Source organism: Rhodanobacter sp. C03 (assembly GCF_002001175.1).
Classification (GTDB): Bacteria; Pseudomonadota; Gammaproteobacteria; order Xanthomonadales; family Rhodanobacteraceae; genus Rhodanobacter.
Genome location: NZ_MUNT01000001.1, coordinates 1,088,170 through 1,107,345, shown reverse-complemented (window position 1 = coordinate 1,107,345; position 19,176 = coordinate 1,088,170). Strand labels below are relative to the sequence as shown.

Annotated in this window: 16 protein-coding genes and 1 tRNA gene; 2 read left to right on the top strand and 15 right to left on the bottom strand. The window is 60.3% G+C overall.

Annotated elements, in window-relative coordinates:
* Positions 1 to 40 precede the first annotated feature (40 nt).
* Entirely contained in the window at positions 41 to 418 is a 378-nt protein-coding gene (locus B0E48_RS04710; RefSeq protein ID WP_077516357.1) for a response regulator, read from the bottom strand.
* Between the two features lie 102 nt (positions 419 to 520).
* On the opposite strand from B0E48_RS04710, the gene B0E48_RS04705 reads away from it, so the two are divergent.
* Positions 521 to 1,828 carry a PAS domain-containing sensor histidine kinase gene (locus tag B0E48_RS04705; protein ID WP_168170284.1) on the top strand — a complete coding sequence of 436 codons (1,308 nt, stop codon included), beginning with the start codon at positions 521 to 523 and terminating at the stop codon, positions 1,826 to 1,828.
* A 276-nt stretch (positions 1,829 to 2,104) separates the two neighbouring features.
* Here the strand turns inward: B0E48_RS04705 and B0E48_RS04700 are convergent, their stop codons facing one another.
* Genes B0E48_RS04700 through B0E48_RS04690 form a run of 3 tightly spaced genes read right to left on the bottom strand, consistent with a single transcriptional unit; the run spans position 2,105 to position 8,447 of the window.
* On the bottom strand, positions 2,105 to 3,088 hold the full coding sequence (locus B0E48_RS04700) for an SOS response-associated peptidase family protein (RefSeq protein WP_077516353.1): 984 nt from the start codon (positions 3,086 to 3,088) through the stop codon (positions 2,105 to 2,107).
* A gap of 26 nt (positions 3,089 to 3,114) precedes the next feature.
* Entirely contained in the window at positions 3,115 to 3,516 is a 402-nt protein-coding gene (locus B0E48_RS04695) for an ASCH domain-containing protein (protein ID WP_077516351.1), read from the bottom strand.
* A gap of 2 nt (positions 3,517 to 3,518) precedes the next feature.
* On the bottom strand, positions 3,519 to 8,447 hold the full coding sequence (locus B0E48_RS04690; RefSeq protein ID WP_077516349.1) for a type ISP restriction/modification enzyme: 4,929 nt from the start codon (positions 8,445 to 8,447) through the stop codon (positions 3,519 to 3,521).
* Positions 8,448 to 8,700: 253 nt separating this feature from the next.
* Here B0E48_RS04690 and B0E48_RS04685 point away from each other — a divergent pair, with 253 nt between their 5' ends.
* Entirely contained in the window at positions 8,701 to 9,066 is a 366-nt protein-coding gene (locus B0E48_RS04685; protein WP_077516347.1) for a hypothetical protein, read from the top strand.
* Between the two features lie 28 nt (positions 9,067 to 9,094).
* Here B0E48_RS04685 and B0E48_RS04680 read toward each other — a convergent pair whose 3' ends face one another.
* The 11 genes from B0E48_RS04680 to thrS form a co-directional block, all read right to left on the bottom strand.
* Positions 9,095 to 9,298: a hypothetical protein gene (locus B0E48_RS04680; protein ID WP_077516345.1), complete on the bottom strand. Its 204-nt coding sequence runs from the start codon at positions 9,296 to 9,298 to the stop codon at positions 9,095 to 9,097.
* A gap of 185 nt (positions 9,299 to 9,483) precedes the next feature.
* Positions 9,484 to 11,355 (bottom strand): site-specific integrase, encoded by a 1,872-nt coding sequence (locus B0E48_RS04675; RefSeq protein ID WP_139350144.1) that lies wholly within the window; start codon positions 11,353 to 11,355, stop codon positions 9,484 to 9,486.
* Between the two features lie 148 nt (positions 11,356 to 11,503).
* A tRNA-Pro gene (locus B0E48_RS04670) sits at positions 11,504 to 11,580 on the bottom strand.
* Between the two features lie 69 nt (positions 11,581 to 11,649).
* Positions 11,650 to 12,006 (bottom strand): MerR family transcriptional regulator, encoded by a 357-nt coding sequence (locus B0E48_RS04665; protein ID WP_007804493.1) that lies wholly within the window; start codon positions 12,004 to 12,006, stop codon positions 11,650 to 11,652.
* Positions 11,987 to 12,286 carry an integration host factor subunit alpha gene (gene ihfA / locus B0E48_RS04660; protein WP_077516341.1) on the bottom strand — a complete coding sequence of 100 codons (300 nt, stop codon included), beginning with the start codon at positions 12,284 to 12,286 and terminating at the stop codon, positions 11,987 to 11,989. Before ihfA ends, B0E48_RS04665 begins: the two co-directional genes overlap by 20 nt.
* A gap of 1 nt (position 12,287) precedes the next feature.
* The gene (gene pheT / locus B0E48_RS04655) at positions 12,288 to 14,666 is read right to left on the bottom strand and encodes a phenylalanine--tRNA ligase subunit beta (RefSeq protein ID WP_077516339.1); all 2,379 of its coding nucleotides are present in this window, start codon (positions 14,664 to 14,666) and stop codon (positions 12,288 to 12,290) included.
* A gap of 37 nt (positions 14,667 to 14,703) precedes the next feature.
* On the bottom strand, positions 14,704 to 15,699 hold the full coding sequence (gene pheS, locus B0E48_RS04650) for a phenylalanine--tRNA ligase subunit alpha (protein WP_077516337.1): 996 nt from the start codon (positions 15,697 to 15,699) through the stop codon (positions 14,704 to 14,706).
* 109 nt (positions 15,700 to 15,808) lie between these two features.
* A complete protein-coding gene (gene rplT, locus B0E48_RS04645) occupies positions 15,809 to 16,168 on the bottom strand; it encodes a 50S ribosomal protein L20 (protein WP_072757645.1) in 360 nt (119 codons plus the stop codon).
* A gap of 16 nt (positions 16,169 to 16,184) precedes the next feature.
* Complete coding sequence (gene rpmI, locus B0E48_RS04640; RefSeq protein ID WP_077445148.1) at positions 16,185 to 16,382, bottom strand: 50S ribosomal protein L35; 198 nt, start codon at positions 16,380 to 16,382, stop codon at positions 16,185 to 16,187.
* A 227-nt stretch (positions 16,383 to 16,609) separates the two neighbouring features.
* Positions 16,610 to 17,152, bottom strand: a complete 543-nt coding sequence (gene infC, locus B0E48_RS04635) for a translation initiation factor IF-3 (RefSeq protein WP_083743671.1) — start codon at positions 17,150 to 17,152, stop codon at positions 16,610 to 16,612.
* Between the two features lie 29 nt (positions 17,153 to 17,181).
* Positions 17,182 to 19,083 (bottom strand): threonine--tRNA ligase, encoded by a 1,902-nt coding sequence (gene thrS, locus B0E48_RS04630; RefSeq protein WP_077516335.1) that lies wholly within the window; start codon positions 19,081 to 19,083, stop codon positions 17,182 to 17,184.
* Positions 19,084 to 19,176 lie beyond the last annotated feature (93 nt).

Genomic DNA, 19,176 nt, shown 5'->3' with positions numbered 1-19,176 from the left:
ACAGCTGGCTCAGCGAGGCTAGGCTCCGAACGACTTGATCTCAGGCCGCAGCCGGCCATGACAGCCCCGTCACAGCGGCAAGCAGCGCGCGGCGATCGTAGGGTTTAGGCAGAAAGGCCACGTTGTCGGGAAACCACACGAAGCTGCTGCGTGGATCCGCCGAAGTGAGCACGATCGGCATCTGCCGCTTCATCTGCACGCGCCTAGCGAGTTCGATGCCATCGATACCACCAGGCATCTGGATGTCGCTCAGCAACAGGTCGACGGTGGCGTCGTTCTGCAGGATATCCAGTGCGATGGTGCCATTGCCGGTCGTGATCACCTTGTAGCCTGCGGCCTCTAACACCAGCGCCGTGACTTCACGGGCACTGCGGTCATCTTCGGCTAGCAGAATGGTTCTGGTCCGGGTAAAAGTCATGAGTGATCTCGGGCAGAAGATGCACCGACCTTGACCCGCGCTATGTAAAAACGCGGTGAGGCCGAATTAGCCCTATGCTCGGTCTCCATGACGAGTGCACAAATGAACGATCTTGAGCGCTACCGGCAATTGCTCGCCTTTTCGGCGGACGGCGTCCACGAACTCGACTTGCGCGGTCATATTACCCGCATCAATGCCAGCGGCTGCGCCGTGTTGTGCATCGCCGATCCGGCTGCCGCGCTCAGCCAACCGCTGGCCACGTTTTGGCCGGAAGCGGCCCGTGACGTGCTCGAAGCATCTCTGGCCACCGCGCGCACCGGCCGATCCATGCAGTTCACCCAGGTGCTGCCATCGGCCAGCGGCGAGCCGGGCTGGTGGCTGATCAGCGTTCACCCGTATGTGGATGCGACCCATCAGGTCGATGGCATGGCTGTGATCTGTCACGACATCACTGAAGCGGTCGAAGCGAAGCTGGCGCTGGACACGGCGATCGTCGGCCTGGCCAGCAGACTCAGTCTCAGCGAATCCGCTCGCGCCGTCAGCACGGTTCGCAACCAGAGGCTGGATGACCAGTTGGCGCGCGCACGGGTTTCACATCAGCAGGGCGCGGGCCGTGAGCAGTCGCTGAAGCTTCAGCTTGGCCTGGCCAGCGCGGCCCAAGCGGTCGCAGAGCACGCTGCGCAACAATCGCAGAAGAACGAGGCCATCGGTCAACTGGTGGCTGGCCTATCGCATGACTTCTCCAACATGCTGCAGATTGCCGTGGTCGCGCTCAGCAGCATCCAGGACGATCCGACCAACCTCACCGATAGTCAGCGCCGCTTGCTGGGCTATTCGATGGACGGCGTGCACCATGCCGCGCGGCTGGCGCAGCGCCTGCTGGCATTCGCTCGCGTGCATCGCTACACGCCCGAGCCGGTCGAGCTGGTCGGCATCGTAGGTGACATCGAGAATTTCGCGCGGCACAGCCTCGGCGCCGGTATGGATTTCCAGATCGAGCGTGCCGCCACCGCACTGTCGACCATGTGCGACCGTCATGCGATCGAGCAGGCCTTCATTAACCTGTGCATCAACGCCCGTGATGCCTGCGGTGGGCAGGGTGTGATCACTGTGCGGCTTGGTGGGTTGACGGTGACCGCGGAGCACGGCAGCACGCTGCGACCGGCTGGCGACTACGTGACCCTGGCTGTGATCGACAACGGCAGCGGCATGGACGAGAGCGTGCGCGAGCGGTTGTTCGAACCCTACTTCACCACGAAGCCCGAAGGCAGCGGCACCGGCCTGGGCCTGGCCCAGGTCTACGGCGTGGTGCGCCAGGCCGGCGGTTTCGTGGACGTCGAGTCCACGTCCGGCGTCGGCACTACCATGACGATGGCGTTCCCGCGCCTGCAACTGCCTTCTGCCGACTAGCGCCTCATGCGTGCGGAAATAGGGGATCGGACTGAGGTTAGCCAATCGTGTTTCGTACGAACCCTGTTGGATGGGTGGGGCGTCGCCGCTTGCATATTAAACGTCAGCTTTGCGGCAACTTGGTTGAGGCTGTGACTGACCGCAGTTGGCCGATTCCGGCCGGTGGCCTTCGCTGGCAAGGATGCCGATGCGCTGATCATGATCGGTCGGATCTAATGATCAACTGCATCGGTGCGCGCAGTCAGCTTAAAGTTGTTGCGATCGGAAGAATCAAGGCTACTTCTGCTGCACAAGTTGATGTTCGTAGTACGGGCGCACACGTCGGTCGAGGATCGCATACAAGGGCGCGTAGTCATCAGGGTTTGGATCGAGCCATGCGTCGATGTCCTCTTCCTGAATTGGAACAGGACACCGGTCATGGCCGGCCTCGACAACCTCAAAGGGCGGGTCATCGGTAATCGCGGCGAACGTGTAGAACCCTGGATCATCACCGGCGGCCTCAACATAGGTCCATAGACAAGCCACGAAGAGGTTTTCCCCGGTCGACGGCGAGAAGAGAATTTCAACGCTCTGCTCGCGCTCGCCTGGTACCAGCGGTCGTTGCTGCAGATTGTGGAGATAGACACTTTCGTAGAACCGATCCACGATCATGATCCCGTGGTTGTGGCCGAATACTTTGCGCCATACGGTCGAAAGCTTGTCGCGCCGTGCGTTATATGTGCCTGGCTTCTCGATCTCATCGGCTTCTGTCCACCCCGGCAGACGGCAGCGGTAGCGCATCGGGACGACCATACGCTCGCCGGTTTCAGCATCACGAATCATTACCGGAGCGAAGTGACCGGGCCAGATTCTGTCGATGCCATCGGCCGCCGCTGGTAAGGCTAAGAGTTCCAGCTTCTTCTTTCCAGCCTCAATCTTGTTCGTCGCGACGCGGCGATCGGTCTCAGCCTTCTTGGTCGGCTTGCTTGATGCCAGCTTGGCGTTCGCTTCGACGAGCCGAGCTTCCTGGACGCCGATCTCAGACGCGATCAAGGCGATTGCCTCCGATTCCGCTTCGCGCGCGATCTCGACCGTTTCCATGTCCAACACGCCACTCGTGGCGTCAATCATCGCGCGCCGCATCGCCTTCGGAACAACCTTTACCCAGTTGCCCTTCTTCTTCGTCCAGCCCGCGAGCTTCGTGAATTCCTTAATGGCGAGCTTTCCGCCAAAGCGCTCGTATTTTCTGAAGTCCGCCCAGATTTGCGCCGAGTAGCACATGTCATTACCTGCTTGATATGACGTCGCTAAGCATAGAGCGTAGACAGTTGCGTCTGGATCTCTTCAACAACTGCGGCGGAAAATTCGACCCACCTAACCTCGCTCTTGTGCGCGTATGGCACCGGGCGTGGAAGCCGCCGCACGTTTGCCAGTTCCCACGCACAGGACCATGGTTTCCCCCCGGCGTTATTGAGCACAGACAGTGAGGCGCGATGGCGAACGAACGACTGCTCCAGTTGTTCTACGGTAAGTGGCCCGTGAACTTTCACTAGATCGGCAACACCGATCACGGTCTTTGAGCCCCTCAAGATCAAGCCAAACGATCCCCGGTGCGACGCGCGGTTGGAGCGCATTTCCCATGTCTTCTCGCCGGACAGAATCAGGTCGATCCATGGTTGCCTAATGATCAAGCCTTTCTGCACATCCATCCTTACATGATCTCCAGCTTGGGCAGCGCGTTCACTATCTTCATCGTCTCTAGGCTCACAGTGATCACGCGCAAGAACAGCTCTAGCGGGTAGCGGGGGTTGTGCATGGTGTCGATGGCCCAGTCGTTGGCGTCGTTGACGATGCCGCTCGCCTTGTCAGTCTTCACACACTGGCGCTCCACCACCCAGTCAAGCGCGGGCTTTCCGTTGACCACGTAGTCGTAGGCTTCTGGGGGGATATTCGTAACTGTGATCTTGCTGTTATAGATCAACGTCGCGCGATCTTGCTCGTTGCCGATCTTGGGAACCTTCATTTTTTTCACAAGGTAGTCGGCATCGGCCAGCTTCTTGCCGCCAGTATCAATTTTCACTCCTGCGTACATCGGCACGCTTTCGTAGTTCAGGTGTAGCTCTGACAGCGCGCGACCGGCTTGGGAAAACGCCCAGAAGTCGGCCACTTTCTTCACGCAAGGGATGCGAGGCAGTTCCTTGCCGAGATTGTCGGCGTATCGTTCACGATAGTCGGACGAGTGCAGCAGACCATAAACGTAGTAAAACAAGTCCTCTTTGGCGAGAGCCTCACCCGAATATGCGGACCGGAATTGTGCGAGACCAGCGTCGGTGATCGCGTCACGACGGGTCCGCGTAACAGGCGTGACGCCTTCCGCCTTGAATAGGCCTGATTGATTTGCGCGCGATTCAGCCGGTGCAGGTTCGTCGTAAAGGTAGAGCGAAAAGCATTGACCGCCTCCATCAGGCTGCAAGCACGTTACGGTATCAACCATAAGGGCAAACTGACCATCTCCGCGCCAATTGCCTTTGACCATGATGGCTCGATTACCCAACTCGGCATCTGGGAAGATGCGTGACATCTGGTACACCATCTCATTGAAGCGCCGGTTGAAATACATCCATTGCTTGGCGAAGGGGCGATACAAGCTCGATATCAGGCAGGAGGCATCAAAGGTGAAGGTGCGATCTTTCACAAGTTCATTCTTGAGAGATCGTGTCCAACTGATCTGCGCTGGATCCGTGTCGACGAAGCCTTCTACTTTAGCCTCGCGTCCTTTCTTGTCCAACCCTAAGTTGGCTGTGTCGAATCGCGCCACCTCACTGTTGTAGAACGAGATCATTCGAGCCATGTTATCCGAGACGACGATTTGGCTAGCGTTGTAACACCAAGCATCACGTCCGGTAGCCACACCCAGGGAGAAATTGTCGAACAGCTTCACGCCATCGCTCTTTTTGTCGCCCAGAGCGATGAAGGCACTGAAGCCTCGATCACGCTGCCTGAGCCAGTCACCATGAAGATCGGGGGCTATGGCTGACCAACCGTTGGTATTGGTGATGCCAGCGATGCTGCCGTAGGTTCGTATCTTCTCCAGCTTGTCCTCGCGGCTGAGGTAATCGCCAATGTCGTGGAACAGGATGCGTCCGTGTTCGGGCGCGTGTGGATTCTTAACCAGCAAGGAAATAGCGATCGGAGCGCGGCTGCCGCTGCCGAAAATCTTTCCGCCTTCCTTGCGCGATAGCTCGCCGGCCGTGCGCTGATTTCCACGCAAATGGAATACATAGATGCTGCTGAACTCCTCTGTTAGGCACTGGCGAAGGCCGTCAGAAGAAGTGGAATCCAAGAAACCAGCGTTTGTGACAAAGCCGATCACGCCGCAGTCTTGCACTCGGTCGCTGGCCCACCGGATCGCTCGGATGTAGCTGTCGTAAATGTTCTTAACAGACGTCATTGAAGAACGGACGGCGTAGGTTTCCGCGATACGTCGATCCAAGTGCGGGTAGGCAAGATTCTGGTTGTTGTCGTTCGCGCTGCCCTGCCCAATCGAATATGGTGGATTGCCAATGATGACTCGGATGTCCAACAGCTTCTGCCGCTTGCGCCGGGCGCTGTTGTCCACCAGCAGCGCGTCGATCAGGTCGTCCTTTTCGTACATCTGGAAAGTGTCGGTGAGGCAGATGCCCTCGAACGGCACGTAATCGCCGCCCACAATGTCGTGGTAAGTCGACTCTATGTTGATGGCGGCGATGTAGTACGCCAGCAGCACGAGCTCATTAGCATGGATTTCGTGTTTGTATTTTTGCCGGAGCTGTTCGGGGCTGATCAGGCCGCTCTGCATTAGGCGTGTGACGAAGGTGCCGGTTCCGGTGAACGGGTCGAGGATGTGGACGCTCTTGCTACCCAACGACTCGGCAAACTCGGCTTTCAGAATGTGCTCGACGCTTTGGACGATGAAGTCCACCACCTCCACCGGCGTATACACAATTCCTAAGCGCTTGGACAACTCCGGGAACGCCCCGTTGAAGAACTTGTCGTATAGCTCCTTGATGATCTTCTGCTTGCCCTCGGCGCTGTCGATGCCCTCAGCGCGCAGCTTCACGCTGTCGTAGAAGGCCTGAAGGGTGTCGGCCTCTTTGTCCAGGTTGTGTTCGCTCAGTGCATCAAGCACATCCTGCATGGCGAGCGACATCGGGTTGTGCTTGGCAAAGCTGTATTGCTTGAACAACGCCTCGAAAACCGGCTTGGTAACGAGGTGCTGGGCAAGCATCTCCACGATCTCCGCGTCGGTGATCGCGTCGTTGAGATCGTCGCGCAGCTCGGCAGAGAAGTCGCCGAACGCCTTGCGCTCACGCGTGTTCTCAGGGTTCTCCAAAATCGCCTTGATCCGATCTATGTGCGTGTTCGCAATCGTAGCAATGTCTTTGGCCCAGTCTTCCCAGTGATGGCGATTGCCGACCTTCTGCACCAGCCTGGCGTAGATGGCGCGCTCGATCTCCCCGATCTCGAACTCCATGGCCACCTGCTCTGGTGGTCGCTCGTCGGGGGAAGTTCGCCCGATGCTATGGCCACCACGGGCTTTGCCGGCCTGTTGCTGTGACTTGCTCGTTCGCAGGTTTGCGGCCCGACGTTGCACTTTGTCGGTGACAGCCACCACTTCCATCTTGCTGGTGTCCTTGCCGATCAGATCGAGCTTATTGACCATCGCGTCAAAGCGGTCGTCGTGCGAACGCAGTGCCTGCAACACCTGCCAAACCACCTTGTAGGTGCTGCTGTCGTTGAGCGCCTCGTGAGGTTCCACGCCGGCGGGGATAACTACTGGGAGCACGATGTAGCCAAGCCGCTTGCCCGGCGCGTTGCGCATCACGCGGCCCACCGACTGCACCACGTCCACCTGCGAGTTGCGCGGGGTAAGAAACAGGACGGCATCCAGCGCGGGCACGTCCACACCTTCGGACAAGCAGCGGACGTTGCTGAGTACCCGGCAAGTATTTTCTGGCGCCGCGGCCTTGAGCCAGTCGAGCTTTTCCTCTTTCTCGCTGGCATTCATACCGCCGTCCACATGCTCGGCTTCGCAGGTAAGGGTGGCGGCGATTTCTTCGTCGGTATCAGCGCCCTTCTGGTACTCCTCGACTACAGCCTGGAACATCTGCGCAATGTTCTTGGAGCCGACCTTGCGCGACTTGGCGCCTTTCTTCGCCTCGATGACCTGGCAGAACGCCACCGCGCGCTGCATGGGATGGTGATCGTCGCCCAGATCGTTCGTCAGCCCCTGCTTCGACAGCGCCTTCCAGCAGCCCACGATCCGAGCGGCGTCGTCCATCTTCAGCTCGTTGTCGTCACCGGCCAGAAGCTTTTGCAAGCGGCGGTTGATATGGGATTCCTCTACAGCCAGGACAATCACCTTGTAGTCCACCAGCAGGCCACGCTTGACCGCCTCGGAGAACGTAAGCGCGTAGAGCTGCTTGCCGAACAGCGCCTCGTCGTCCATCGAGCAAAGCGCCACGTTGTCCTTCTGCGCGCTTGCCTTGGCGTTCTCGCCGTAGATCCTGGGCGTGGCGGTCATGTAGAGGCGCCGAGCCGCCTGTATGAAGGCCGCGTCGTGCACCTTGACGAAGTGACTCTCGTCGTCACCCTCGAACGTAGCTCCCGTCGTGCGGTGTGCCTCGTCGCAAACAATAAGGTCGAACGCGGGCAGGCCGTGAACCTTCTGCGCCTGACTGATGACGTCGATGGAATGGTAGGTGGCGTAGACCACGCTCATGTGCGTGGCGTCATGACGCTTGGCCATTTCGGTGGCGAGCCGTTTGGCGTCGGTGGTGGCCGGGTAGCGCAGCTCGTGGGTGAACGTCTGCACGCTGTCATCGTCGGCTTTGCGCTTCTTGCCGACGTCCGAGTCAGAACAGACGGCGAAGTTGTGCAGCGGCGTGGCACTCTCCTGTGTCCACTCGGTCAGCGTCTGCGATAGCAATGCGAGGCTGGGCACCAAGAACAGCACGCGCTTGCCTTTGCCCGCCCGCTCCTCGGCAATCTTGAGCGAGGTGAAAGTCTTGCCGGTGCCACAAGCCATGATCAGCTTGCCGCGATCCGCCATGTCCAATCCCGCGCTGACTGCGGCCAAGGCAGACTGCTGGTGCGGCCGTAGCTGCTTCTGCGGCTTCAGCACTGCCGGGGCTTTTGGCTTGTACTTCGCCCAGTCGATCTGGCTGGTTTCCAGGTCGTGCAGGTCGATCTTGCTAACCGGCGGTTGTTGGTCGCGCAGCGCCTCCTCGGCGTGCTCGCTCCAATGATTGGTGCTGCAGACGATGATGCGGTGCGTGAACGGCTTCTTGCCCGACGCGGTGAAGAAGCTGTCGATGTCCTTCTTCTGCAGCCGATAGTCTTCCGCGTAGAGCTTGCACTGGATCGCGTGGAACTCTCCGGTGCCCTGGGTCTTGGCGACGAGGTCGATGCCGGTATCGCGCTTATCAAGCCCCTGCAGCTTGGCCCAGGCCGAATACGTCCACACGTCGCTGTAGAGGTCGCGATAGGTAGCTTCGTTGCGCAGGTACACGCAGATCAGCTCTTCAAAGTACGTACCCTTTTCGCGTTCCGAAACGGCTGCGTCGCGGTATGTGTTCAGCAAGTCCTGAAGGGCGCTCATCTATTCGCGTGTCCTGGTGTGCATCACAGCCATTGCCCCAGCTCCGGAGGTAGTCCAAGGCCGATTTTGGCATGCATGCGATGGTCATGGTTGCAGCGAAGGCTCCGAAGGCAGGCTGAGTCCGGATCGAAACAGTCACGCCCTGCCTTGCGATCAGAAAAGCACTCCCTGCACTTCCTGAATTCCCAGCCCGACAGACGCTCGCGACGTCTCTAGCATTGAGCATTCAATCACTCTTGAACGCGAGGTGCACATGTCTGTCTATCATCTGATTTCAGTGTCCGAAGACCAACTGCGAGACTGGCGAGGCGATCGTGACGATCTATTGAGGAATATCGGTTCGGCCGTGGTGATTGCCTGCCTCGATCCCGAAAACAAGGATGTCTCGATTTGCGCAGATGGCAGTGATGCGCACAGCGAACAGGCGGCCTCAAGGATCACCGTCAACCACGTCGACAAGTATCGTGCTGACGCGTTTTCGGTCTGGGCATGGTCGACCGGCGATTCCGTGTGCATCGCCGATCTGCAGGATCAGGACCTCGACCTGATCATCAAGCTCGCCCATGCGGTGAGAACGCAGGCTGTGCACGACCCTGGTAAGGAAGATCCCAGCGAATAGCCGGACCGATGGCCCAGTAACGGGTTGGCTACCGAGTCAACGTGATGGCGAAGTCTGGCCCGTGCATCTCGACTACGGCATTCTCGCCCGTGGCACATTGCTCGTCGCGGGAAAGCTGATTCGCTTGCTTGATCGCCTGCTCCAGCCGCAGGCGGCTAGCGAAGTCAAGCTGGCCACGACAGATGCGCCAGAGCCCAGCGCTGTCTTCTTTGATGGCAAAAGTCGCGGACATTGGATTTGCGCCGTTGGGAGACGTTTGCCCCGGTTCGTCGGTTCCACCTGACTCTTTGCGACGTCGGCACGGCCTGACGTCCGTCGGCTCGGGCCGGACTAGCGGGGCGATTCCATCATCAACAGGGAAAGGATCCGCGTGAATCAGCGCAACGCCGCAGATCCTGTCAGTGAAAGCCGACTCGGCTACTTGAGCAGCCCGAGATCCAGTCCATCGTAGCGAATCAGCTCAATGGCTTCCTTGCGCTGCGCCAAGGTCATCTCGCTCGAAGATCCGTAACCGCTGGTCATCGGAGCGAGGGAAGCCTGATGACCCACGAACGGAGCGATCTGATGATCGAAGAGGCCATATGACCTCAGTTTTTCGATCACAGTGTGCCGGAACCGGTGAATGCCACCACGTTGCCCCACCCCTTTCCGTTTGACACCAATTCGAGTGAGATACTTTCGGAAGCGCTTTCCGGCCGCCTCCGATCGCCGACCACCTCGGTCAACGGGGATGTCGTGGAAGAAGTGCTCTTTCCCGGCGGCCTTGACGGCATCCAACCGCTCTTTGAAACCGAGCTCAAGCAAGACGCTATGCACGGGTACCAGGCGCTTGGATTGCTGATTCTTTAAGCTCTGGCCATCACCGGAGTCAGTGACATTGAGCGTCAGAACGCCATCTCGCTCGAAAATGTCACTGATCTGGAGCTGTGTCAGCTCGTTGAGCCGACACCCGGAGTAGGCAGCCGTCAAAGGCAGCCAGAATCGGAAATCACGGACACGGTAGTCGCCAGGCTCGGACTGATTGCGTTCACCCGCGCATCCGATGAAGGTTGGGTGGAGGAATATCTTGCTCACTTCCTCGTCAGTGAATTCCTTCATCTTGTCGCTCGTCCCTGCCACAGGGAGCGCCGCCGTCGTGAAATTGATCGCCACCACGTCATCGCGGGTGTCTTCCAGCCACTTGCCGAAGACAGCAAGCTGTGAAAGGCGGGCATTGATCGTTTTCGGCTTCAGCCGTGGTGCGCCGGCAGGCACCGACTTGATGATCTGATCGACCGTCTTACCGGGGTAATCGCGCACCGCATTGGGTGGAAGCTGCTGTATGCGCTTCTTGTAGGCCGTGGCATGGGCTTTGCGGTAGGCGGTAACGTCACTTATCCCGCTGACTTCGACAAACTGCTGCATAGTCCGTCGAATATCGGCCTCGCCCGACGACGACAGCGACTTTTTCTGGTCGGACAGATAGTCCTCAAACAACACGAGTATGTCGCGCTCTGACTCAGCCGCGTCGCTGGTGACAAGGGCCGCACCGTCATTCGCTGAAGGCTGTCCCCCGAGTTGACCGGCCTGAAACAGGTTGGCGGTCGATGCCGGAAGATCCACATTCATGAAGACAGAATCGGCCGAGTCCAGCTCCTGAATCCAAGCCCGCATCAGGAGCGAGCCCAGAACGCGGTAGTTGGCGTCGTCTTGCTCGATCAAGTAGCCGTGCTGGTCGGCAATCTGCTGAATCGCCCAGTCCACCAGAACAAACTCATGGTCTCCCAGGTGTGCAGCCAGCTCGGCACGCAGCGCATGTCGCCGCTCGGTCAGACGCTGCTTGCTGTCGATGATGGATTCGAGTTCGAGCCGCTGGGAAAAGCGATCCCAGGCGGTCTCCGATGGGCTCAGCGGGGTGCTGTCCAAAATGAACCGCTGATCCGCAGCCTCCCGCACCTGCTTCCCTGTCGGCAAGTAGTGGAGCCGTTCGCGATAGAGCTCGCCCTGCTCCTTAGCCTTGAAGGCGAAGGCAGCTTGCTGCAGTTGGAACTCGGTCGGGGGAATGCGAGGGGGTGGATTGAGTGCGGCCGTGAGCTGGGCTGTCTCGTCGTCGAAGGCTCGCAGCACCTTGGCCTTGGTCTCGCTTACGCGTCGCAGCGCTTCGTGACGATCGCTGGTGCCCAGCGCTTGCCAGATCTCCCGCTGCTCGGTAATGCCCATCTGGGCCCGAAGCTCCCGCAAGCGCTTGGGCACAGCAAGACGCAGACTCCACTTGGAGCCTCGCAAAATAAGGTTGGGTTCTGCTCGCATACACTCTCCGTCGGTTGAAAAGACCCTGACGTAGCAGTGCGACGTAGCAAAGAGACGTAGCGTTTGGGAAAGGCGTCATGGACGCGAACGCTACGTGCATCAAGATCAATAGCTTAGACACCGTGACTGTGATGTCTAACTTGCGAATTGGTCGGGGCGGCCGGATTTGAACCGACGACCCTCTGCCCCCCAGGCAGATGCGCTACCAGGCTGCGCTACGCCCCGACTGTTCGGCAAGACGACTAGTCTAACAGCTCACCGGGCCATGCCGGAAGCCACGAACACGGATACGTATCAGCGGCGCAGCAGGGTCAGTACTTCTTCCAGCTCCATCCGCACCTGACGCACGATCTGGTGCGACATGCTCGCCTCCATCCGCGCCTGCGGACCTTCCAGCCGTGCACGCGCACCGGTGATGGTGAAACCTTCGTCGTACAGCAGCGAACGGATCTGGCGGATCATCAGCACGTCGTGACGCTGGTAATAACGGCGGTTGCCGCGGCGCTTGACCGGGTTGAGCGCAGGAAACTCCTGCTCCCAGTAACGCAGCACGTGGGGCTTCACACCGCAAAGCTCTCCCACCTCACCGATGGTGAAGTAGCGCTTGGCGGGGATGGCGGGCAGTTCGGTGTTATTCCCTTGATCCAGCATAACCCTCGACTCTCACCTTGAGTTTCTGTCCCGGCCGGAACGTCACCACTCGCCGCGCGGAGATCGGAATCTCCTCGCCGGTTTTCGGGTTGCGTCCCGGTCGCTGGTTTTTCAGCCGCAGATCGAAATTGCCGAAGCCGGACAACTTCACCTGCTCGCCGTCTTCCAGAGCCCCGCGGACGACCTCGAAATAGGCGTCCACGAATTCCTTCGCCTCACGCTTGTTGAGGCCTACGTCGAGGAAAAGCCGCTCGGCCATTTCCGCCTTGGTCAGCGCCATCTCATCCTCGCAACTTTGCCTTGCATGTTTGCTCCAACGCAGCTACCGCTTCGCGTACGCAGCGATCCGCGTCGTCGTCAGTAAGCGTGCGTGAAGCGTCCTGTAAAATCAAGCCCATAGCGAGACTTTTTCGGCCCGCTTCGACCCCTTTGCCGCTATAGCGGTCGAACAGCCGCAGTTCCTGCAGCCCTGTGCCGAGGCTGCCGCGAACGGCCCGCTCAATCTGTGACCAGCTGATCTCTTCCGGCAGATCCATGGCGATGTCCCGGCGTACCGCAGGAAATCGCGGAACCGGCTGTGCCAGCGGCAGGCGGCGCGCCAGCAGCGGCACCAGCGCCAGTTCCAGCACGTGCACGTCGGCGCCCAGGTCCAGCGCCTTGGCCAGCTGCGGATGCAGTGCACCGAGGTAACCGACGGTTTCGCCATCGCGTGCTACCCGTGCGCCACGGCCCGGATGCAACCAGCCTGGCAGGCCATCGGCATGCACCGACCAGCGCTGCGGCTCGCCGCCCCAGGCAATCAGGGCATCCAGGTCACCCTTGAGATCGTAGAAATCGAGCTGACGGGAAGGCTCGCCCCATTGTTCGCCACGCGCATTGCCGCAGGCAACGATCGCCAGGCTCGGAGTCTCCACCGGCGGATCACCCGCCGCAAATACCCGGGCCACCTCGAACAATCGCACACGCTCCTGCTGGCGCGCACGGTTATGCCGCAACGCCTCGATCAGGCCCGGCAACAAGGACGGACGCATGATCGCCAGATCCGCCGACAGCGGATTGGCCAGCGGTACCAGTCGTTCGGTGAAGCCCCAGCGTGCCAGCAACTCGGCGGGAACGAAGGACAGATTCACCGCCTCGTAGTAACCGCGTGCGGCCAGCTGCTCGCGCAGCGCCAGTTCGTTGATGCGTGCTTCCGGCTCGATCGCCAGCGCTAGCGCGCCGGCCGGCGAATGCGTGGGAATGTTGTCGTAACCGAAGATGCGTGCCACTTCCTCGATCAGGTCTTCCTCGCGCTCGATGTCGAAACGGCTGCTGGGCGCGGTGATCTGCCAACCCTCGGCATGCGCCTCGACCCGCATGCCCAGCGCCGTGAAGATGCGCGCCACTTCGGCATCGGCCACGTCCACGCCCAGCACGCGCTTGAGGCGCGTGCGGCGCAACACCACCGTCGCCGGCTTCGGCAGGTCAGCCAGATTCTCGGCGACCAGCACAGGACCGGCATGGCCGCCGGCAATCGACAGCAACAGTTCGGTGGCGCGCTCCAGCGCACGGCGCGGCAATTCCGGATCGACGCCACGCTCGAAGCGGTGAGATGCATCGGTATGCATGCCGAGCTTGCGTGCACGCCCCATGATCGCGGCAGGTGCGAAGTGTGCAGCTTCCAGGAAGATGTTGCGGGTGGTGTCGGTGACGCGCGAGTCGTACCCACCCATCACGCCAGCCACAGCCAGCGCCTTGTGCTCGTCGGCAATCAGCACGAAGCCTTGATCGAGTTTCGCCTCGCTACCATCGAGCAGCTTCAGCGTCTCGCCGGGATGCGCATGACGCACCACAATGTCGCCGCCGAGCTTGTCGTTGTCGAACGCATGCAGCGGCTGACCCAGCTCCAGCATCACGTAGTTGGTAATGTCGACCACTGCACTGATCGGGCGCAGGCCGGAACGACGCAGGCGCTCAGCCAGCCACAGCGGGGTGCGTGCGAATGGGTCGATACCTTCGACGATGCGGCCCAGATAACGCGGTGCATCCTTGCCAGCCTCAAGCCGAATGCCACGGCGCGCTTCGCTCGTGACTGCCGCAGCAGCCTGTGTCGGCACTTTCACTGCACTGCCAAACAGCGCTGCGACATCGTGCGCGAGACCGACCAGCCCCAGGCAATCGGGACGGTTCGGCGTGAGCTTCAGTTCGATGCTGGCATCGGGAAGGCCAAGGTAATCGGCCAGCAACTGGCCCACTGGCGCATCCAGCGGCAACTCGAGCAGGCCGGAGGCATCGGCGTCGATGCCGAGTTCCTTGGCCGAACAGAGCATGCCGAACGATTCAACGCCACGCAGCTTGGCAGCCTTGATCGACATGCCACCCGGCAGGCTCGCGCCTACTATGGCCAGCGGCACCTTGATGCCGATGCGCGCATTCGGCGCGCCGCAGACGATTTGCAGCATTTCGCCCTGCCCCGCATCCACCTTGCACACCTGCAGGCGATCGGCTTCAGGATGCTTTTCGGCGGCGACGATTTCGGCCACCACCACGCCAGCCAGGCCATCGCCCAGCACGGTCAGTTCTTCCACTTCCAGCCCGGCCATGGTCAGCGCATGGGCCAATGCGGCGCGATCGGCCTTGATCTCGACCAGCTCGCGCAGCCAATTTTCGGAGAATTTCATCGTGTCTTTTCCTGCTGGCCCAGCTCAATACAAGGAATCAGGCGAACTGCTTCAAGAAGCGCAGATCGTTCTCGAAGAACGCGCGCAGATCGGAGACGCCGTAACGCAACATCGCGAAGCGCTCCACGCCGAGGCCGAAAGCAAAGCCGGTGTATCGCTCCGGGTCGATACCGCAGTTCGCCAACACAGTCGGATGCACCATGCCGCAGCCCAGGACTTCCAGCCAGCGCGTGCCACCGTCCTCGGTATCCCAGCGGATATCCACTTCGGCCGAGGGCTCGGTGAAGGGGAAATAGCTGGGCCGAAAACGCATCTCGAAATCGCGCTCGAAGAACGCGCGGATGAATTCGGCCAAGGTGCCCTTCAGGTCGGCGAAGCTGGAGGTCTCGTCGACCAGCAGGCCTTCGATCTGATGGAACATCGGCGAATGAGTCTGATCCGAATCGCTGCGATAGACCTTGCCCGGCGCGATGATGCGAATCGGCGGCTGGCGCCCCTTCATCGAGCGGATCTGCACCGGCGAAGTGTGCGTGCGCAACAGGCGCCCGTCGCCGAAGTAGAACGTGTCATGCATCGCGCGCGCCGGATGATGCGGCGGGAAATTCAGCGCCTCGAAGTTGTGCCAGTCGTCCTCGATCTCCGGGCCGTCGGCACGCTGGTAACCGAGCCGCGCGAAGATCGCGGAGATGCGCTCCAGCGCACGAGTGATCGGATGGATGCCGCCGCGTTCGCCATCGCGGCCTGGCAGGCTGATGTCGAGCTTTTCGGAAGCCAGCCGGCGATCCAGCTCGGCCTGTTCCAGCACCTGCTTGCGTGCGGCCAGCGCATCGGCGAGACGATCCTTGACCCGGTTCACCTCGGCGCCACGTGCCTTGCGTTCGTCCGGTGCCAGCGCACCCAGCGCCTTCAATGCGGCAGTGACGATGCCGCTCTTGCCCAGCAGGCCAACGCGCAGCGCATCGAGCGCCTCCAGCGTGTCGGTCTTGTCGATATCGGCCAGCGCCTGCGCGGCGCGGCTGTCCAGATCATCCATCGATGCGATTCCGGCTTGAGGATCCACAGAAACGAAAACGGGGAGGAGACCATGGCCTCCTCCCCGCTTGCTTTACATCATATCGTGCTGACGCAGGAGCGTCCGACGATCAAGCGGCCAGACTGGCCTTCGCTTTCTCGGCGATCACTTCAAACGCCTTGATGTCGTGCACGGCGATATCAGCGAGGACCTTGCGGTCGACCGTGATACCAGCCTTGCTCAGGCCATTGATCAGGCGGCTATAGGACAGACCGAACATACGCGCAGCGGCGTTGATACGGACGATCCACAGAGCGCGGAACTGACGCTTGCGCTGCTTGCGGCCGATATAGGCGTACTGACCAGCCTTGATGACGGCCTGGTTGGCAACGCGGAAGACCTTGCGGCGGGCGTTGTAATAGCCCTTGGCACGACCGATAACTTTCTTGTGACGACGACGGGCGGTAACGCCACGCTTTACACGAGCCATGGTTTATCTCCTCGTCTTACAAGTACGGCAACATGCGCGCTACACCCTTGGTGTCGCACGCCTTCAGATGATTCGGTGCACGCAGACCTCGCTTACGCTTGGTCGACTTCTTGGTCAGGATGTGTGACTTGAAGGCGTGGCCGCACTTGATTTTGCCCGACGCGGTCTTGCGAAAACGCTTCGCCGCCGCCCGGTTGGTCTTGATCTTGGGCATGAAAATGCTCCATGTGTGGAATACGCCTGCCATAAGGCGACCCCGGTTTCTGACTGATCTGGCGGTGATCCCATCCTCTGTGAGTCTGGACCACTCTTTCCGTCCTGCCGCGATCGGTTCACGACCCTTCCTGCGGGTCGAACCGCCGATTATACGGATTAAACCTGCCAGATACCAGTTATGCAGACGTCGACATGAAAACGGCGACCTGTGGGTCGCCGTTTGTCTTACTGCTTCTTCTTGGGGCCGATCATCATGACCATCTGGCGCCCTTCGAGCCGCGGAAACGACTCGATCTGGCCGTTCTCGCCGACGTCTTCCTGGATCTTCTTGGCCAGGTTCTGGCCCAAGTCCTGGTGCGACATCTCGCGACCACGGAAGCGGATGGTGACCTTGACCTTGTCGCCTTCCTCGAGGAAGCGAAGCATGTTGCGCAGCTTGATCTGGTAGTCGCCCACGTCCGTGACCGGACGGAACTTCACTTCCTTGATCTCGACCTGTTTCTGCTTCTTCTTGGCGGCCTGCGCCTTCTTCTGGGCTTCGAACTTGAACTTGCCGTAATCCATGATGCGGCAGACCGGCGGGTCGCCGTTCGGCTGGATCTCGACCAGATCCATGCCAGCTTCCTGCGCCAGCGCGAGTGCCTCGTCACGGGTCAGGATACCGAGCTGCTCTGCCTCGGCACCAATCACACGAACCCGCGGAACGCGGATTTCCAAGTTACGACGGTTGCCCTTGTTGTCGGTGGTAGCGATACCACGATCCTCCAGAAGAAGTAATGAAACTGACCGATCGGCGCTCAGCGCCGGGTTTCGGTCACCAGTCGCTCAACGAAATCGGCCAGCGGCATGCTGCCCAGATCCTCGCCCGAGCGGGTACGCACGGAAACCGCACCCGTCTCTTTTTCGCGGTCACCGACCACGAGGAGATAAGGCACTTTCTGCATCGTATGCTCGCGGATTTTATAGCCGACTTTCTCGTTGCGCAAATCCGATTGTACCCGGAAACCTTTGTCGACAAGGGTTTGCGTCACCTGACTGACGTAATCGCCCTGCGCATCGGTGATATTGAGCACCACCGCCTGTATCGGAGCCAGCCAAGTCGGCAGCAGGCCGGCATGGTGCTCGATCAGGATGCCGATGAAGCGCTCCATCGAGCCCACGATCGCCCGATGCAGCATCGCAGGATGCTGTTTCTGCGAGTGTTCATCCACATATTCGGCGCCCAGGCGCTCGGGCATCATGAAATCGACCTGCATGGTACCGACCTGCCAGGCGCGGCCAATCGAGTCCTTGAGGTGGTATTCGATCTTCGGGGCGTAAAACGCGCCCTCGCCCGGCAATTCTTCCCATTCGACGCCGGCCGCGCGCAGCGCACGACGCAGCATCTCCTCGGTGCGATCCCAGAATTCGTCGGAACCGATGCGCTTTTCCGGCCGCAGTGCCAGCTTGATCGCCAGATCGGTGAAACCGAAATCGGCATACACCTTCATCGCCTGCAAATGAAATGCAGTGACTTCCGGCTCGACCTGCTCGGGCATGCAGAAGATATGGCCGTCGTCCTGGGTAAACGCACGCACGCGCATGATGCCGTGCAGCGCACCCGATGGCTCGTTGCGGTGGCAGCCACCGAATTCGCCGTAGCGGATCGGCAACTCGCGATAGCTGTGCAGGCCGGTGTTGAACACCTGCACATGGCCAGGACAGTTCATCGGCTTCAGCGCGTAAGTGTGCTTCTCCGATTCGGTGAAGAACATGTTCTCGGCGTAGTTGTCCCAGTGCCCGGACTTCTTCCACAGCGACACGTCCAGCACCATCGGGCAACGCACTTCCTGGTAGCCGCTGCGCTTGTACACGCCGCGCATGTACTGCTCCACGGCCTGCCAGATCGCCCAGCCGTTCGGGTGCCAGAACACCATGCCCGGGCTTTCTTCCTGTTGATGGAACAGGTCGAGCTGCTTGCCGATCTTGCGATGATCGCGCTTCTCGGCTTCTTCCAGCTGAAGCAGGTAAGCCTTCAGTTCCTTGTCGTTCAACCATGCCGTGCCGTAGATACGGGTCAGCATCGCGTTGTTGGAATCGCCGCGCCAATAGGCACCGGCCACCTTCATCAGCTTGAACGCGCGCAGCTTGCCGGTGTTCGGCACGTGCGGGCCGCGGCACAGATCGGTGAACTCACCCTGCGAATACAGCGACAGTGGCTCATCGGACGGAATCGACTCGATGATCTCGGCCTTGTAGTTCTCGCCCAGACCGCGGAAGAACGCCACTGCCTCGTCGCGCGACTTCACGCTGCGCGTCACCGGCAGTTGTTCGGCGACGATCTTCTCCATCTCCGCCTCAATCTTCGGCAGATCGTCCGGCGTGAAAGGACGCTCGTAGGCGAAGTCGTAGAAAAAGCCGTTGTCGATCACCGGGCCAATCGTGACCTGCGCGCCGGGGTACAGGCGCTGCACGGCCTGCCCCATCAGGTGCGCGGTGGAGTGACGCAGGATTTCCAGCGCCTCGGGGCTCTTGTCGGTGACGATCTGCAGGCTGGCATCGTGCTCGATCGGGAAGCTGGCATCCACCAGCTGGCCGTCGACCTTGCCAGCCAGGGTTGCCTTGGCCAGACCGGCGCCAATCGAGGCGGCCACGTCCTGCACGGTAACGGGGTGATCGAACGGCCGCTTGCTGCCGTCGGGTAGCGTGATCTCAATCATGGGAACCATTCTCTGAAAAGCAAAAAAGGGCATCCGCCCTTCTTTGAAAAATACCAAGGCGTAGTGGGATCAGCAGTGGAAGCGGGTAGTTGC

Coding starts and splice junctions, on each gene's coding strand:
- B0E48_RS04710 (WP_077516357.1), bottom strand. CDS start 418: ATGACTTTTACCCGGACCAGAACCATTCTGCTAGCCGAAGATGACCGC.
- B0E48_RS04705 (WP_168170284.1), top strand. CDS start 521: ATGAACGATCTTGAGCGCTACCGGCAATTGCTCGCCTTTTCGGCGGAC.
- B0E48_RS04700 (WP_077516353.1), bottom strand. CDS start 3,088: ATGTGCTACTCGGCGCAAATCTGGGCGGACTTCAGAAAATACGAGCGC.
- B0E48_RS04695 (WP_077516351.1), bottom strand. CDS start 3,516: ATGGATGTGCAGAAAGGCTTGATCATTAGGCAACCATGGATCGACCTG.
- B0E48_RS04690 (WP_077516349.1), bottom strand. CDS start 8,447: ATGAGCGCCCTTCAGGACTTGCTGAACACATACCGCGACGCAGCCGTT.
- B0E48_RS04685 (WP_077516347.1), top strand. CDS start 8,701: ATGTCTGTCTATCATCTGATTTCAGTGTCCGAAGACCAACTGCGAGAC.
- B0E48_RS04680 (WP_077516345.1), bottom strand. CDS start 9,298: ATGTCCGCGACTTTTGCCATCAAAGAAGACAGCGCTGGGCTCTGGCGC.
- B0E48_RS04675 (WP_139350144.1), bottom strand. CDS start 11,355: ATGCGAGCAGAACCCAACCTTATTTTGCGAGGCTCCAAGTGGAGTCTG.
- B0E48_RS04665 (WP_007804493.1), bottom strand. CDS start 12,006: ATGCTGGATCAAGGGAATAACACCGAACTGCCCGCCATCCCCGCCAAG.
- ihfA (WP_077516341.1), bottom strand. CDS start 12,286: ATGGCGCTGACCAAGGCGGAAATGGCCGAGCGGCTTTTCCTCGACGTA.
- pheT (WP_077516339.1), bottom strand. CDS start 14,666: ATGAAATTCTCCGAAAATTGGCTGCGCGAGCTGGTCGAGATCAAGGCC.
- pheS (WP_077516337.1), bottom strand. CDS start 15,699: ATGGATGATCTGGACAGCCGCGCCGCGCAGGCGCTGGCCGATATCGAC.
- rplT (WP_072757645.1), bottom strand. CDS start 16,168: ATGGCTCGTGTAAAGCGTGGCGTTACCGCCCGTCGTCGTCACAAGAAA.
- rpmI (WP_077445148.1), bottom strand. CDS start 16,382: ATGCCCAAGATCAAGACCAACCGGGCGGCGGCGAAGCGTTTTCGCAAG.
- thrS (WP_077516335.1), bottom strand. CDS start 19,083: ATGATTGAGATCACGCTACCCGACGGCAGCAAGCGGCCGTTCGATCAC.